This window comes from Clostridium hydrogenum (assembly GCF_021432385.1).
Lineage (GTDB): Bacteria > Bacillota > Clostridia > Clostridiales > Clostridiaceae > Clostridium_S > Clostridium_S hydrogenum.
In genome coordinates this window covers 2,001,104-2,015,421 of sequence record NZ_JAEACT010000002.1, presented here as the reverse complement: position 1 = coordinate 2,015,421, position 14,318 = coordinate 2,001,104, and the positions used below count along the sequence as shown (strand labels likewise).

Here is a 14,318-nt window from a genome sequence, read left to right as displayed (position 1 = left end):
GTAAAATATATTTGAGAAAGTTAGTTAGTACAATAAACAAACTAATGCTAGGAGGATACCATGGAAAAAACAGTGAATTATGATACAAAAGAATATTTAAAAAAGGTAGATGCTTTTTGGCGTGCTGCAAATTTTATTTCAATTGGACAATTATATTTAAAGGATAATCCTTTACTACAACGTCCATTACAAACTTCTGATTTAAAAGTGCATCCAATTGGACATTGGGGAACCATTGCTGGACAAAATTTTATTTATGCACACTTAAATCGTGTTATTAACAAATATGACTTAAATATGTTTTACATAGAGGGACCAGGACATGGTGGACAAGTAATGGTTTCTAATTCTTATCTAGATGGAAGTTATTCAGAAATCTATCCTGAAATCAGCGAAGATACTGAAGGCTTAAAAAAACTATATAAACAGTTTTCTTTTCCAGGAGGCATCGCGTCACATGCAGCTCCTGAAACACCAGGTTCTATTCATGAAGGAGGGGAATTAGGTTACTCCTTATCTCATGCAACAGGAGCCATTTTAGATAATCCACAGGTGATTGCAGCTGCTGTTGTAGGAGATGGAGAAGCAGAAACTGGTCCACTTGCTGCTGGATGGTTTTCAAATGTATTTATTAATCCAGTGAATGATGGTGCAGTATTACCTATTCTATATCTAAATGGTTTTAAAATTTCAAATCCTACGATTTTATCAAGAAAGACAGACGAAGAATTGACGAAGTATTTTGAAGGATTAGGCTGGGAGCCATTTTTTGTAGAAGGCACTGACCCAGAAAAAGTTCATCCGATTATGGCAAAACAATTAGATACAGTAATTGAAAAAATTAAAATCATTCAAAAAAAGGCACGTGAGAAATCAGCTGAAGAAGCTGTTATGCCAAAATGGCCAATGATGATTGTACGTACACCAAAGGGATGGACAGGTCCTAAAGAATGGGATAAAGAACCAATAGAAGCATCATTCCGTGCTCATCAGGTACCAATTCCAGCAGATGCACATCATCCAGAATATATTTCAGCTTTGGAAGAATGGTTAAAATCTTATCGCCCAGAAGAATTGTTTACAAAAGAGGGAAAATTAATTTCGGAATTAAAAGATTTGGCACCTAAGGGAAATCAACGTATGGCAACCAATCCAATCACAAATGGTGGAATTAAGCCTAAAAAATTAAAACTTGCAGATTGGCGTAAGCATGCAATTGACAATTCTACACCTGGCTCAGTCATTGCACAAGATATGATTGTATTTGGAAATTATGCAAATGATTTGATTGTAGAAAATCCAGATAATTTCCGTATTTTTGGACCAGATGAAACAAAATCTAACCGCTTAAATGCAATATTTCAATCAACTAAACGTCAATGGATGGAATCTGTTAAAGAACCATACGATGAATGGATATCTTCAGCTGGACGTGTAATTGACTCACAATTGTCGGAACATCAAGCAGAAGGTTTCTTAGAGGGTTATGTTTTAACAGGACGTCATGGATTCTTTGCAAGCTATGAAGCATTTTTACGTGTGGTGGATTCCATGATGACACAGCACTTTAAGTGGTTACGTAAAGCAAAGGAACAGTCTTGGAGAAACAACTATCCATCTTTGAATATAATTGCGACTTCAACTGTGTTCCAACAAGATCACAATGGATATACGCATCAGGACCCAGGTATTTTAACTCACTTGTCAGAAAAGAAATCTGAATTTATTCGTGAATATTTACCAGCAGATGCTAATACTTTAATGGCAGTAGCAGAAAAAGCATTTTCTAGTGAAGAAAAGATTAACTTAATTGTTTCTAGTAAACAGCCACGTCCACAATTTTTCAGTGTAAAAGAAGCAGAGGAATTAGTGGAAAAAGGATTGAAAGTTATTGATTGGGCAAGTACAGATAAAGGCGGTCAGCCAGATGTAGTTATTGCGGCAGCAGGTACAGAGCCAAACTTGGAAGCATTGGCAGCAGTAAGTATTTTAAATAAAAAGTATCCTAAACTAAAGATTCGTTTTATCAATGTACTTGATTTGTTAAAGCTTCGTAGTCCAAAGGTAGACGAACGTGGATTGTCAGATGAAGAATTTGATGCCTACTTTACACAAGATAAGCCAATTATTTTTGCATTTCATGGTTATGAAGGCTTAATTCGTGATATTTTCTTCCATCGTCACAACCACAATATTTCTATTCATGGATATCGTGAAAATGGTGATATCACAACTCCATTTGATATGCGTGTATTAAGTGAAATGGATAGATTCCATTTAGCAAAAGATGCAGCAAAAGCAGTTTATGAAGAAAAATCCGCTGACTTTGGAGCTGAAATGGATGCAATTTTGGAAAAACACCATGGATTCATTCGTGAACATGGAGATGATATTCCAGAAGTTGTTAATTGGAAATGGGAAACGCTTAAATAGGCTGATATGAAAGCTTCTTAATAATTTTAATTGAATATTTAAAGATAAACCACTGTGAAACTTAAAATTTATTTGTACCAAAATGCCGTCTTCTAGGCATTATGGTGCACATAAATTTTAATAGTTGAGCTGGTATATCTATAAGCATGTTTTATGTTCCCTCAGACTTAGGTTTGAGGGAATTTTTGCGTATTTTTTATGTGACAGAGGAAAACGCCACTCATAATTTTTAACGAATAAGAATTAATAAATTAACACAATAGAAAATATGATTATGAAGAATATATGTCCGTTTTTTCTGTAGTATTTCAGGATTTTAAGCTTTGGGCCTTTCCACTAGCGCAGAATGTTTCCGCTGGAGAGGCACAAAAGCTTGCAATTGCTAGAGCCTTATATAAAGATTCACCATTTATTATTTTGGATGAGCCTACAGCAGCTCTGGACCCTGTTGCAGAGTATGAAATTTACACCAGATTTAATGAGATGGTAAAAAATAAGACGGCGATATATATAAGCCATCGTTTATCCTCCTGCAGATTTTGTGATGAAATTGCCGTATTTAATGAAGGGCAATTGATTCAAAAAGGAAGTCATGAGACCTTGGTTTCTGATGCAAATGGGAAATACTATGAATTGTGGAATGCGCAGAAACAGTACTACGTGGAATCAACGGAAAGTAATAATGCTTCGTAGAATAAAACAATGGGGAGTTAGGCGTTTTAGCTCATGTGATTTTTGAACTAGATAAAAGCATTTTCTTAAATAATCCTATCTGGTAAAGAAGATGAAAGAGAATTCCAAGTTACCTTATTTTTTAAATATATTGTCAATTACTTTAAATTTAATTTATAATAGGAATAGACAATAACAAATTATTGTTTATTACGAGGGGGAGAGTTTATGATAATGATTTGGAATATGAAGGAAGTTTTTGTGGGAAACTCTTTACAAAAGTTCACTGAAGTTAGGAATACACTTTCTTCAAATGAAATTAAATATAAATATAAAATAGTCGATAGTACCAGTTCAAGTTATTTTGGTTCATCAAACCGAGCAAGAACTGGTACCTTTGGTGTAAATATGGATTACACAAAAACATATTATATCTATGTGCATAAGAATGATTATGATAGTGCACAAGCATTATTAAGAAAATAATTTAATAGATTGTAATTCATAATTTTCAAATATTGTTCACCAGCAACTAAATAAAGGATAGTATAATTGAGATAACCGATGATATTACCTCTAATCAAAAAACTTTCCTTTATAAAAATTCTCATTTCCAAGTTTCTTTGCCGTCATCCTAAACATAACGCAGCCATCTGGGCATACAACATTCTTGGTATATTTCCCATCGCCGCCGATATTCTCTAAATTTCCACCACTTCGGACAGCCTCCATGATTGGGAACATAATCATCATTACTTTGGAGCAAATACCTTGTCCATCCTTATTTACAGGACAGCCATAAGTGCAGGTATACTTGTCCCCAATTTCCTCGCCGTTTCTGCAATATCTCTCTGTGTGGTCACTTCGAAGAAACCCTGTTACCTCGATTTCCCATTCGTACTCTTCATCATACCATTTTTTCATAATAATAATCCTCCAAATTATAATTTATTTTCTTGATACAATCATAAAATGAGGACTCATTCCCATGATTTCTTCCTCATTTTCTGTACGTCTTACAATGTTTAATAATCTTTCTCTGCTATTCTCATCTTCCCATTTTTCACTTAAGTGAGGTGTGAACCAAATCACTCCTTCTATTGCATGCTTTTGAATTGTTTCAAAGCCTACTGATTCAAGCTCTCTTTGTAATCCTAGCGGAGTATGAAAGTATGCTTGTGCAATAAAATATGGATATTCCTTTGGTCTTATATGAACACCTGATGATAATTCATTTTCAAGCATATTAGTAAATATATTATCATCTAAAAAATTATTATCCTTACCATAGGTTGACAATGCCCAGGTTGTAGAACTAAATTTTGATATTCCTACTGAAAATAAAAGACCGTTTTTCTTTAAAACTCTTTTTGCTTCTTTTAAAACTTGTAATCGATCCTCTATATTTTGTAAATGATACAACGGCCCCATAAGCAAAACAATATCTGCACTTTCATCATCTCTATTGATACTTCTTGCATCACAAACTTCTGCAACGAAGGGATTATTTTTATTTTGATTTTTAATTGCATATTCAACCGCAGCTGGTGATAATTCTAAGAGATGCACTTCGTTATTCATTTCCGAAAGCCAAGAAGAATAAATCCCAATGCCGCCACCAATATCAAAAATTTTATTATTAGCGCCAGTAATATATTTCTTTAATATTTCTTTTGTTCTATATAACTCAACTTTTCCAAGGCCTCTTTCTAATCTCCCTTTTTCAGCACCAGCATTATAAAACTCTAACACTTCATCTATTTTTTCCATAGAAATCCCCACCAATATCAAATATTCTAACAATAAATCACAGTTAATATATGATATAATTATAACATTAATTTCAATATAATACATATATTCAGAAAATTTATGATGGGAGTAATTTTATGTAAATAAAAAAGGGATACTATAAAATCTGTAGAATATTATGAAAAGTATTGATTAATATACATAAGAAAATCCTAATAATATGAATGAAAATTGAGATGGAGCTTCTTTAATTAAAGAAAGTAGAGGGGAGATTTTAATGATATTATTTTGTTTACCATATGCAGGCGGATCGGGGAGTATATACTATAGATGGAAGATGCATTTAAATTCTTCAATATATCTAGAACCGATAGAACTTAAAGGGAGAGGAAAGAGGTTCAATGAAGATTTTTATGGAAACTTAGAAGATGCTGTTGAGGACATATTTGAAAATATAAAAGATATTATATTACATAATGAGTATGCTATTTATGGGCATAGTATGGGAGCTCTGCTAGGTTATGAGTTATATTATAAGATAAATAAAGAAAATCTTAGATTACCAAAACATATATTTTTTTCAGGGTATAAGCCACCAAGCCTACCAAGAAAAGAAAAACAGATATATTTACTACCAGATGAGGAGTTTATAAAAGAGGTAATTAAGTTAGGTGGGACACCACGAGAGGTAGCGGAGAATGAAGAATTGCTTCAGTTGTTTACTCCAATTCTTAGAAATGATTTTAAAATGTTAGAAAAGTATATTTACAAAGAAAAAAAAGACAAAATTCAATGTGATATTTCTATTTTAAATGGGAAAAAAGATGACATAACTTTAGAAGAAATATTAGAATGGAAATATCATACGGATAAAGGATTTAAAGTTTACGAATTTGAAGGAAATCATTTTTTTATAAATAATAATGTTGAGAATATAACTAAGATTATAAACCAAACGTTAACTGAATATAATTAAAAATATTGAATTGCTATTCTGTAAAATTCAGAGTAGTAAAAACTTATTTGTGAACAATTAAATTTAATGAAAGCAAAATTTGTGGTAAAAAGAAGAGATTCCCTCGTATTTAGTTTTGAGGGAATTTTTGCGTTAAGCTATATGTTTTGTGAAGTTCTTTATGTTGACAGAGGAAAATGTCACTAATAATTTTTACCGAATAATAATTAATACTTCAACACAATGGAAGATATGGTATAATTTTTTTATACTATGTGTGAGGTGACAACAATATGGGATTATTTAATAGAATGAAAGAACCGATTTTTCTTAAGGAAAGCAGCAATGCAGAAGTACAATTAGAAAAACTTAAAACATTAGAACCCTTACTTAATTCAAAGTATGCAAAGAAAGAAGTCAAAGCGAAAGTTATCCGTGCCGATCAATTGGTTAAATATATAAAAGAAATGTACGAAAGTTCTAAATTGTCAGTTGACTCGGATGAGAAAATGTTAGCTTGGGCTCAATCTTACTTAGATTTACATAATGATATTGAGAAAGATTATACAGGAAAATATGAGAAGTATAAAATCAATATATTAACATCACAGCAGCTAGCTGAAGAAACTGAGGCGCAAGTAGGAAAAGTAAAATCTGCAATAGTAGAGGAATTGCCAGTAGAAGAAACAGAAATTTTTAAAGAATTAAAAACATATAGATTGGATAAGAGTCATGAAGAAAAAATAAAACCGTATTACATTTACAACAATAATCAATTAAAAGATTTGATTTCCAAGATGCCTAGAAACAAAGAAGAACTAAAAATGATTGCAGGGTTTGGTGACGTAAAGGCAAATAAGTATGGCGATGATATCTTAAATATTATAAAAAAATATTAGCTTTTGGGTAAGTTGCAATTTAATGTTTCAGAATTCATTAGAGCTAACTGTGACTATCCTAGAAGTTGGAGTGGTAAAATTGAGAGGAGGAGGGTCAATATGATTACTATTTTTATAATGGAATGCATCTTATTTTGTGTTGTATTTACTATATTTAATTTAACTTATCTTTTCAAGAAGCCATTGGACTGGTTTTATGATTATCCAGATGAGGTACAAGCACGTATGCGCACACTGCCACAATATGAAGGTAAAATTCCAGAAAAGAAGAATAATTATAAGAAAAAGAAGCTTCCAGCTGCAATTATATTCATAATTATCTTATCAGTAATTGTATGGTTTTCTGGAGCACGTAGCTTTGCTTCTGGAGCATTGTATACATTTGCACTTTTTATGGTTATAAACTTTTATGATGCATTAGTTTTAGATACAATTTATTTCTGTCATTCTAAAAAGGTGCGCTATCCTGGAACTGAGGATATGATTAAAGAATATGAAAATCCAAAGAAGCATTGGATTGGTTTTTTGAAAGGAACAGGATTTGCAGTTTTGATTTCTTTGATAGTTGGTGGAATTATAGCTATTTTCTAAAATTCACAATGGAGGATGATTTTTTTATGCTACTTTTAAATAATGTTAATAAGAATCTAAAAGAAAAATTAAATATATTACTAAGTGAATGTAAAAGATTTGATATTACCATAGAAAGTATACTGGATGAAGAATACAATAATATAAAAATTTTTGTAGATAACCTTAGTTCTCCTACAATAATTGAAATTATTCAAGGAACATTTATTATTTTTGCAGAGATGCAGATAGCGATGTTTCAATGGAAATTGTAAAAAAATACCTCCTCACTATGGAATTCAGCCAACCGATGAAAAATGGGTAGCTTTAGCTAAAAAAATTCATAAAGAAAATTTGAAATCAAGCAAAAGATTTATTTTTTCAAGCGCTAATCTAAGTAAAAAGTATCTTGAAGAAATTATAGCTAGTAATAAATTTAGTGAATTTCTAAAAAGAATTGATTTAGATACTGCTAGTAAAATGAGTAAGGATAGTTTACAAAAATGTCATTTTTTTAATTATGATTCAGCAGAAGACTTTGTACGTAAAAGTTTTGGATTTTGTGTAGAAAAAGATAAGGAAATCTTAGCAGCTTGCACCGCATGTTTATTATCAAAAAAATCAGCTGAAATTTCTATAATAACAAATCCTAAGTTCAGAAAAAAAGGACTTGCTACCCTTGTAGCAGCGAAATTCATTTTATACTGTCTTGAGCATAATTTAACACCTCACTGGGATGCTGCAAATTATCCGTCATATTTATTGGCTAAAAAAGTAGGATATAACTATATTGATGAGTATAATATATATTATATAGATAATTGATAATATTTTAAAAGGAGGCTTAAAAATGCTAATTAGAAAGGTAAATGATTCTGACATAGAATTAATTGCTAGTTTATATATTGAAAATTGGAAAAAAACATATATAGGGATGTTGCCAAATAAATTTTTGAATAGTTTAAAAGTTAGCGATGGAATACAAAAATGGCAAGAATATTTTAGAAAAGAAAGACATATGATTTTTGTTGCATACGAAGATAAAGAATTCCTTGGTTTCTCTGCCTGCAAAGAAGATGATGAAATAAAGCATTGCTTATATTTAGATTCTTTACACGTATCTGAAGCTTCAAGAGGAAAGGGCATTGGTACGAAATTACTTAACACAGTGGGTAATTATGCTTATAAAGAGGGCTATAAATGTATGAGTATTTGCATTGTAAAAGGAAATTCAAATGCGAAGGGTTTATATGAGAAACTTGGAGCAAAGCATTATAAAGATTTTATTGATTATTTTGGTAGTACTGAATCCAATTCAGAAAAACTTATTTGGGATAGTTTAATTTCTTTTAGATAAATTTAAGTGGCTGTCGCACTAAGATTATTTAATCCGTAATTTAAAATTATTGCGAAGTAAATCAAGTGAAGGTTTTTAACTTTGCTGTGCTCGTTAAAAGACTAACTTTTTCACTTGCGTGAAAAGTGAAGGGTTTAACGATGCTACGCACGTTAAAGGTGAACTTTTCGGCTAAAGCCGAAAGTTAAGGTTATTTTTCCTCCGCCTTGCTACGGAAAAATTATAAATTTAAATTAAAGATTTTCCATAGCAAAGCGGAGGAAAATCAACATTTGCTTTTTACCTAAGGTAAAATCCTTCACCTTTGACAAGCGCAGCTATGTCAAACCCTTCACTTTTCACATAGTGAAAAAGTTAACCTTTTAACGTGCAAAGCATCGTTAAAAACTTTCACTCCTTTTGCTTCGCAATATTTTAAATTTGTGTATAAACTAATTTTGTGCGACAGCCCACCCAAATTTAAAATATAGCTTTAATAAAAAACTCGATTAATATATCAAAATTGTGATATAATATTGATATATTAATTAGGAGGTGTAATTTATGCCAGCGATAAGGCCAAGTTCAGATTTAAGAAATAAATATACTGAGATATCAGATTTCTGCCATAAATATGATGAGCCGGTTTATATAACAAAGAATGGTCAGGGAGATTTAGCGGTTATGAGCATTGAAACCTATGAAAAGCTTGTAGGCAAATTCGAATTGTATAAATTGCTTGATGAGGGATTTGATGCAATTGAAAAGAAAAAGGTTAGGCCTTTTAAAAATGCATTATCTGATATAGAAAAGGATCTATAAAATGAGTGCTTATGATATTCAAATTACTGAACCAGCTGAAAAAGATTTATATGAAATAGGTGCATATATATCTAGAGAACTTTTAGAGCCGGAAACAGCAAAAAAAGTAATTTCAAAAATAGCTAAAGTAATTAATTCTTTAGGAGATATGCCTTTAAGAAATGTATTAGTAGCTGATGAAAGATTAGCTTATAAGGGCATACGAAAAATCATAGTGGATAATTATATTGTATTGTACATTGTTACAGAGAATAGCAAGACAGTCACAATTATTAGAATACTATATGGAAAACGTAATTGGATGAATTTATTATAAATTATGCTATTAGCAGGGGAGGAATTATTTTGAGAGCACCTATGCAAGTATTAGTTATACCATACAAAATAGTAGATGAAAAACATAGGGAGTATTGGTCAGCAGATACATTCGTTTTACCTGAATATTGTTTTTCAGTAAATGTAGCTTCAAAGTCTGTAAAATTATCATCGGAACATACTGAATATAGTTGGGTTACATACGAGAAAGCAAATGAGTTGTTACATTGGCAAACCAATAAAGTTGCTCTTTTTGAACTTGATAATAGAATAAAAACGAATATGTTTTAAAAGCTACTGTCTTGCTTCTTTTTAGAAAAATGCGAACTAACTAAAAGATAAATTGAAATTTGTCTATATTTTATTACAAAATTCTATAATTCCATTTTTTCTTTGTTCCACATTTACTATTTCAGCAGTTGCTCCATTTCTCACTGGACTACAATTCATTACTAATACTTTCACAATATTCACCTCTACAAATTACTATTTAAATAAATACTATTACTTCGCATAATTCTACAATTGTGCTATAAATTATAGTTAATATATGCTCTAAGTATAACATTAATTTCAAGATAATGTATATACTTAGGCAAATACTGGGTGTCTCCTCTTAAAGTCTACTGCTTTTGTATAAGAATATCATGGTAATAAAGCTATTTATATGCTATATTTTTAAATATAATGGTTATACTAATAAAAAATAGTTATTTTACTAGGAGGAAGTTTTTTTGGAAAAGGTGCTTAAAGAAAAGAAAGAACTAATAGTTATTTTCACTAAAAATGGCTTTACAGTAGATTACGAAACGGCTAATAAGAAAAATTTGTCCGAAGAAAATCAAGAGGTATGGCATGAAAAATTTTTGAAAGATAAATATAAGGCACTGTGGGAGCTCGGCTTTACTAATAGTGATGACTGGATGTCACATTCAATAGGCTTTTTAAACTTTCTAGCTAGCAAATTAATAATGAAAATTTCAAGGCAGTCAGATATAGAAATTACCAGAGAAGCAGCGGATTTAGCTTTAGATTATGAGGAGCTTTACGAAATTAAAAATAGAATTCCGTTTTCTATAGGAATGGAATTTATAAATGATGAATGGATTTCTTTTACCTTTGAAAAAATTGCTGAAGTATATAGAAAAGAAATAGAGGAATATAAGGGAACGGTAAAGGATTTTTTTCTGGAGAGAAACACTAATATCAATGTTTGTGGAAGAGTATTTTTCCATCTTGTCGAAAATAAGGACGAAGATTATCCCTTTGCATTTCTAGCCACATATTCAACTGAAAATAGTGAAAAAGGAGCACATAAAGCTAAGCATATGCCTTTAAAAAATGCTCTTTTAGAATATAAAGATGACAAGGAAAAGCTGCTTCAATTAATGTCCACTATAAGTAAAGCAGCAGATGAAAGTGATTTTATATCAGAGCTTATGGAGAGTGGAGAATTATTTTCACCATTAAAATTTTCAAAAAAAGAAGCTTATGTAATTTTGAAGGAAATACCTATCTATGAAAGAGCAGGTATAATGTGTAGAATTCCAAACTGGTGGAAGAAAAAGAGCAATTCTTTAAGAATATCAGTTTCTATTGGAGAAAAAGAGCCTTCAAAGGTTGGAATGAATGAATTATTGTCCTTTGACCCGGAAATATTTTTGGGAGAAGAGAAAATTTCTAAAGAGGAACTTAAAAAGCTGCTTTCAGAGTCTGAGGGATTAGCTTTAATTAAAGGAAAATGGGTGGAAATTGATAAGAACAAGTTATCTGAAGTTTTGGAGGCATATGCAAAAGCTGAAGCTTTATCTAAAAAAGAAGGCTTAACTATAGCAGAAGCCATGAGGCTTGAGTTAAATGCAGGTGAAAGACTTGGTATCAATGAAGCTGAGGTTGATTTAGAGGTGTCAAATGGAACTTGGCTTAAAAAGTTAAGAGAAAGCTTAGTTAATCCAGAAATTATTAAAGAAAGTAAGCCGGTAAAAAGTTTTAAGGCTGATTTAAGAACATATCAAAAGACTGGTTTTTCATGGCTTTCCTATATGCAGAGAATTGGCTTTGGAGCCTGCCTTGCAGATGATATGGGACTTGGTAAAACTGTACAGATTATTGCTTTTCTTGAAAATGTAAGAGTTCAAAAAGGAGGAAAAGTACTGCTTGTAATTCCAGCCTCTCTCATTGGAAACTGGCAGAAGGAAATAGAAAAATTTGCACCTGAAATGTCTGTAACTGTGCTTCACGGAAAAGAAGCGGCTTCAGATTTAGAAAAAGAAAATTCATTTTTATATATTACTACCTATGGTATGGCTTCACGCCTAGAAGAATTAAAGAATACTTTTTGGGATATACTTATTTTAGATGAAGCACAGGCAATTAAAAATCCAGGAACAAAGCAAACTAAAACAATTAAAATGATTAAAGCAAAAACTAGGCTAGCTATGACAGGTACTCCTATTGAAAATAAACTTTCAGATCTTTGGTCGCTATTTGATTTCATAGATCCAGGGTTACTTGGAAGTGCTAAAGAATTTACTGATTTTACAAAGAAAATGGGAACAAATAGCAGCGATTATGCAAAGCTTAGAAATATTGTAAGTCCTTTTATACTTAGAAGGTTAAAGACAGATAAAAATGTCATATCTGATCTTCCAGAAAAAATTGAAATTAAAGAATATGCAGCTTTAAGTAAGAAACAAATTGTTCTTTATAATAAGCTTGTAAAAGATATTGAAGCTAAACTAAATGCATCAGAAGGCATAGAGAGAAAAGGTCTTGTACTCGGAAGCATAATTAAATTTAAGCAGATATGCAATCATCCCGATGAGTATTTGGGACTTAACGAATATAAACCTGATTATAGTGGTAAATTTGAGCAGCTTAAGGATATCTGTGAAAATATATATGAAAAAAGAGAGAGGGTTCTTGTATTTACGCAATTTAAAGAAATGACTGAACCTATAGCAGCTTTTCTTGAAAAAGTTTTTAAAAGGGAGGGCTTAGTGCTTCACGGAGGGACTTCTGTTAAAAAGAGGGGCGAAATGGTTGAAGCTTTTAACGGTGAGGAGTATATTCCTTTTATGGTGCTTTCACTTAAAGCAGGTGGCGTTGGTTTAAACCTTACAGCGGCAAACCATGTCATTCATTTTGATAGATGGTGGAATCCAGCAGTGGAAAATCAGGCAACGGATAGAGCTTTTCGTATAGGTCAGACAAAAAATGTAATGGTACATAAATTTGTTACAACAGGAACCATTGAAGAAAAAATAGATTTAATGATAGAAGAAAAACAAAAATTAGCTGGCGATATAATAGGTTCATCGGGCGAAAATTGGATTACAGAGCTAGATAATAAAGAACTTATGGAATTATTTAGACTAGGTGGTGAAAAATAAATGGGGTACTATGGATTTTTTGAATATGTTCCAGTTGCTGAAAAAAGAGAAAAGGCAAAAAAAACATTAGAAAAGCTGAGAAGCACAAATCCAGATATTTCACCAGTTATAATCGAAGGAAAAAGTATTGCAAGTAAGTGGTGGGGTAAAGCCTGGAATAAAAACTTAGAAAGTTATGCGGATTTCAGCAATAGAATAGGCAGAGGCAGATCCTATGTAAGAAATGGTGCTGTGTTAGATTTAAAGCTTAAAGAGGGAGAGGCTGAGGCTTTGGTTCAAGGCAGCGGTTCAAAACCTTACAAGGTTGTAATTAATATCGATAAATTAGACAAACTTAAATGGCAGAAGATGACGGAACTTTGCAATCATAAAATTGATACTATGGAAACCTTGCTTAAAGGAAAATTTCCTAAAGAGTTTGAGGAAGCTTTTAGTGGCTCTAAGAATGGAATGTTCCCTTCACCAAAGGAAATTCATTTTAGCTGCAGCTGTCCAGATTCCGCAATCATGTGTAAACATGTAGCAGCAGTATTATATGGAATTGGAGCAAGATTAGATGCAGATCCGGTTTTGTTTTTTAAATTAAGAAATATTGATTTTGAGGAACTTCTTAAAAAATCTATGGAAGAAAAAATGCAAAATATGCTCAAAAATGCAGATAATAAGAGTAAGCGTATTATTGATGATGAGGATGTATTTGATTTGTTTGGAGTGTAAGGTAAAAGTGGCTGTTGAACAAAGTTATTTTATATACAAATTTTAAATATTGTGAAGCAACTCAAGTGAAAGTTTTTAACGATGCTTTGCACGTTAAAAGGTTAACTTTTTCACTATGTGAAAAGTGAAGGGTTTGACATAGCTATGCTTGTCAAAGGTGAAGGGTTTTGCCTTCGGTAAAAAGTAAATGTTGATTTTCCTCCGCTTTGCTATGGAAAATCTTTAATTTAAATTTATAATTTTTCCGTAGCAAGGCGGAGGAAAAATAACCTTAACTTTCGGCTTTAGCCGAAAAGTTCACCTTTAACGTGTATAGCATCGTTAAACCCTTCACTTTTCACGTAAGTGAAAAAGTTAGTCTTTTAATGAGCAGGGCGAAATTAAAATCCTTCACTTGATTTTGTTCCCAATAATTTTAAGTTACGTATTAAATAATTTTAGTGCGGCAGTCCCTT

15 protein-coding genes and 1 pseudogene are annotated in these 14,318 nt (G+C 31.6%); 14 read left to right on the top strand and 2 right to left on the bottom strand.

The window, feature by feature from the left end:
* Positions 1-60 precede the first annotated feature (60 nt).
* The 3 genes and pseudogenes from CUEA01_RS09120 to CUEA01_RS09110 all read left to right on the top strand — a co-directional run bounded on the left by CUEA01_RS09120 (position 61) and on the right by CUEA01_RS09110 (position 3,591).
* Positions 61-2,433 (top strand): phosphoketolase family protein, encoded by a 2,373-nt coding sequence (locus tag CUEA01_RS09120; protein ID WP_234121332.1) that lies wholly within the window; start codon positions 61-63, stop codon positions 2,431-2,433.
* A 264-nt stretch (positions 2,434-2,697) separates the two neighbouring features.
* Positions 2,698-3,126 (top strand): annotated as a pseudogene (locus CUEA01_RS09115) (ATP-binding cassette domain-containing protein); the annotation flags it as partial.
* Between the two features lie 207 nt (positions 3,127-3,333).
* The gene (locus CUEA01_RS09110) at positions 3,334-3,591 is read left to right on the top strand and encodes a hypothetical protein (protein ID WP_234121331.1); all 258 of its coding nucleotides are present in this window, start codon (positions 3,334-3,336) and stop codon (positions 3,589-3,591) included.
* Positions 3,592-3,681: 90 nt separating this feature from the next.
* Here the strand turns inward: CUEA01_RS09110 and CUEA01_RS09105 are convergent, their stop codons facing one another.
* Both CUEA01_RS09105 and CUEA01_RS09100 read right to left on the bottom strand, forming a co-directional pair.
* The gene (locus CUEA01_RS09105) at positions 3,682-4,029 is read right to left on the bottom strand and encodes a TIGR04076 family protein (RefSeq protein ID WP_234121330.1); all 348 of its coding nucleotides are present in this window, start codon (positions 4,027-4,029) and stop codon (positions 3,682-3,684) included.
* Positions 4,030-4,053: 24 nt separating this feature from the next.
* Positions 4,054-4,875, bottom strand: a complete 822-nt coding sequence (locus CUEA01_RS09100; protein WP_234121329.1) for a class I SAM-dependent methyltransferase — start codon at positions 4,873-4,875, stop codon at positions 4,054-4,056.
* 259 nt (positions 4,876-5,134) lie between these two features.
* Here CUEA01_RS09100 and CUEA01_RS09095 point away from each other — a divergent pair, with 259 nt between their 5' ends.
* The 11 genes from CUEA01_RS09095 (at position 5,135) to CUEA01_RS09045 (ending at position 13,863) form a co-directional block, all read left to right on the top strand.
* Positions 5,135-5,833, top strand: a complete 699-nt coding sequence (locus CUEA01_RS09095; RefSeq protein WP_234121328.1) for a thioesterase II family protein — start codon at positions 5,135-5,137, stop codon at positions 5,831-5,833.
* Between the two features lie 272 nt (positions 5,834-6,105).
* Positions 6,106-6,711 (top strand): HRDC domain-containing protein, encoded by a 606-nt coding sequence (locus CUEA01_RS09090; RefSeq protein WP_234121327.1) that lies wholly within the window; start codon positions 6,106-6,108, stop codon positions 6,709-6,711.
* A 99-nt stretch (positions 6,712-6,810) separates the two neighbouring features.
* The gene (locus CUEA01_RS09085) at positions 6,811-7,302 is read left to right on the top strand and encodes a hypothetical protein (RefSeq protein WP_234121326.1); all 492 of its coding nucleotides are present in this window, start codon (positions 6,811-6,813) and stop codon (positions 7,300-7,302) included.
* A gap of 8 nt (positions 7,303-7,310) precedes the next feature.
* Positions 7,311-7,556: a hypothetical protein gene (locus CUEA01_RS09080; RefSeq protein ID WP_234121325.1), complete on the top strand. Its 246-nt coding sequence runs from the start codon at positions 7,311-7,313 to the stop codon at positions 7,554-7,556.
* A gap of 4 nt (positions 7,557-7,560) precedes the next feature.
* Positions 7,561-8,106: a GNAT family N-acetyltransferase gene (locus tag CUEA01_RS09075; protein WP_329603989.1), complete on the top strand. Its 546-nt coding sequence runs from the start codon at positions 7,561-7,563 to the stop codon at positions 8,104-8,106.
* A 25-nt stretch (positions 8,107-8,131) separates the two neighbouring features.
* Positions 8,132-8,638, top strand: coding sequence for a GNAT family N-acetyltransferase (locus CUEA01_RS09070; protein WP_234121323.1), 507 nt, complete (start codon positions 8,132-8,134; stop codon positions 8,636-8,638).
* 543 nt (positions 8,639-9,181) lie between these two features.
* Positions 9,182-9,439, top strand: coding sequence for a type II toxin-antitoxin system Phd/YefM family antitoxin (locus CUEA01_RS09065; RefSeq protein WP_234121322.1), 258 nt, complete (start codon positions 9,182-9,184; stop codon positions 9,437-9,439).
* A 1-nt stretch (position 9,440) separates the two neighbouring features.
* Positions 9,441-9,755: a type II toxin-antitoxin system RelE/ParE family toxin gene (locus CUEA01_RS09060; RefSeq protein WP_234121321.1), complete on the top strand. Its 315-nt coding sequence runs from the start codon at positions 9,441-9,443 to the stop codon at positions 9,753-9,755.
* A gap of 29 nt (positions 9,756-9,784) precedes the next feature.
* Entirely contained in the window at positions 9,785-10,045 is a 261-nt protein-coding gene (locus CUEA01_RS09055; RefSeq protein ID WP_234121320.1) for an NUDIX hydrolase, read from the top strand.
* Positions 10,046-10,497: 452 nt separating this feature from the next.
* Positions 10,498-13,146, top strand: a complete 2,649-nt coding sequence (locus tag CUEA01_RS09050) for a DEAD/DEAH box helicase (RefSeq protein ID WP_234122154.1) — start codon at positions 10,498-10,500, stop codon at positions 13,144-13,146.
* Positions 13,147-13,863: an SWIM zinc finger family protein gene (locus CUEA01_RS09045; protein WP_234121319.1), complete on the top strand. Its 717-nt coding sequence runs from the start codon at positions 13,147-13,149 to the stop codon at positions 13,861-13,863.
* Positions 13,864-14,318 lie beyond the last annotated feature (455 nt).

Excerpts from the sequence above, each read along its gene's own strand:
- CUEA01_RS09105 (WP_234121330.1), bottom strand. The coding sequence starts at position 4,029 with ATGAAAAAATGGTATGATGAAGAGTACGAATGGGAAATCGAGGTAACA.
- CUEA01_RS09100 (WP_234121329.1), bottom strand. The coding sequence starts at position 4,875 with ATGGAAAAAATAGATGAAGTGTTAGAGTTTTATAATGCTGGTGCTGAA.
- CUEA01_RS09095 (WP_234121328.1), top strand. The coding sequence starts at position 5,135 with ATGATATTATTTTGTTTACCATATGCAGGCGGATCGGGGAGTATATAC.
- CUEA01_RS09120 (WP_234121332.1), top strand. The coding sequence starts at position 61 with ATGGAAAAAACAGTGAATTATGATACAAAAGAATATTTAAAAAAGGTA.
- CUEA01_RS09110 (WP_234121331.1), top strand. The coding sequence starts at position 3,334 with ATGATAATGATTTGGAATATGAAGGAAGTTTTTGTGGGAAACTCTTTA.
- CUEA01_RS09060 (WP_234121321.1), top strand. The coding sequence starts at position 9,441 with ATGAGTGCTTATGATATTCAAATTACTGAACCAGCTGAAAAAGATTTA.
- CUEA01_RS09065 (WP_234121322.1), top strand. The coding sequence starts at position 9,182 with ATGCCAGCGATAAGGCCAAGTTCAGATTTAAGAAATAAATATACTGAG.
- CUEA01_RS09085 (WP_234121326.1), top strand. The coding sequence starts at position 6,811 with ATGATTACTATTTTTATAATGGAATGCATCTTATTTTGTGTTGTATTT.
- CUEA01_RS09070 (WP_234121323.1), top strand. The coding sequence starts at position 8,132 with ATGCTAATTAGAAAGGTAAATGATTCTGACATAGAATTAATTGCTAGT.
- CUEA01_RS09090 (WP_234121327.1), top strand. The coding sequence starts at position 6,106 with ATGGGATTATTTAATAGAATGAAAGAACCGATTTTTCTTAAGGAAAGC.
- CUEA01_RS09045 (WP_234121319.1), top strand. The coding sequence starts at position 13,147 with ATGGGGTACTATGGATTTTTTGAATATGTTCCAGTTGCTGAAAAAAGA.
- CUEA01_RS09080 (WP_234121325.1), top strand. The coding sequence starts at position 7,311 with ATGGAGGATGATTTTTTTATGCTACTTTTAAATAATGTTAATAAGAAT.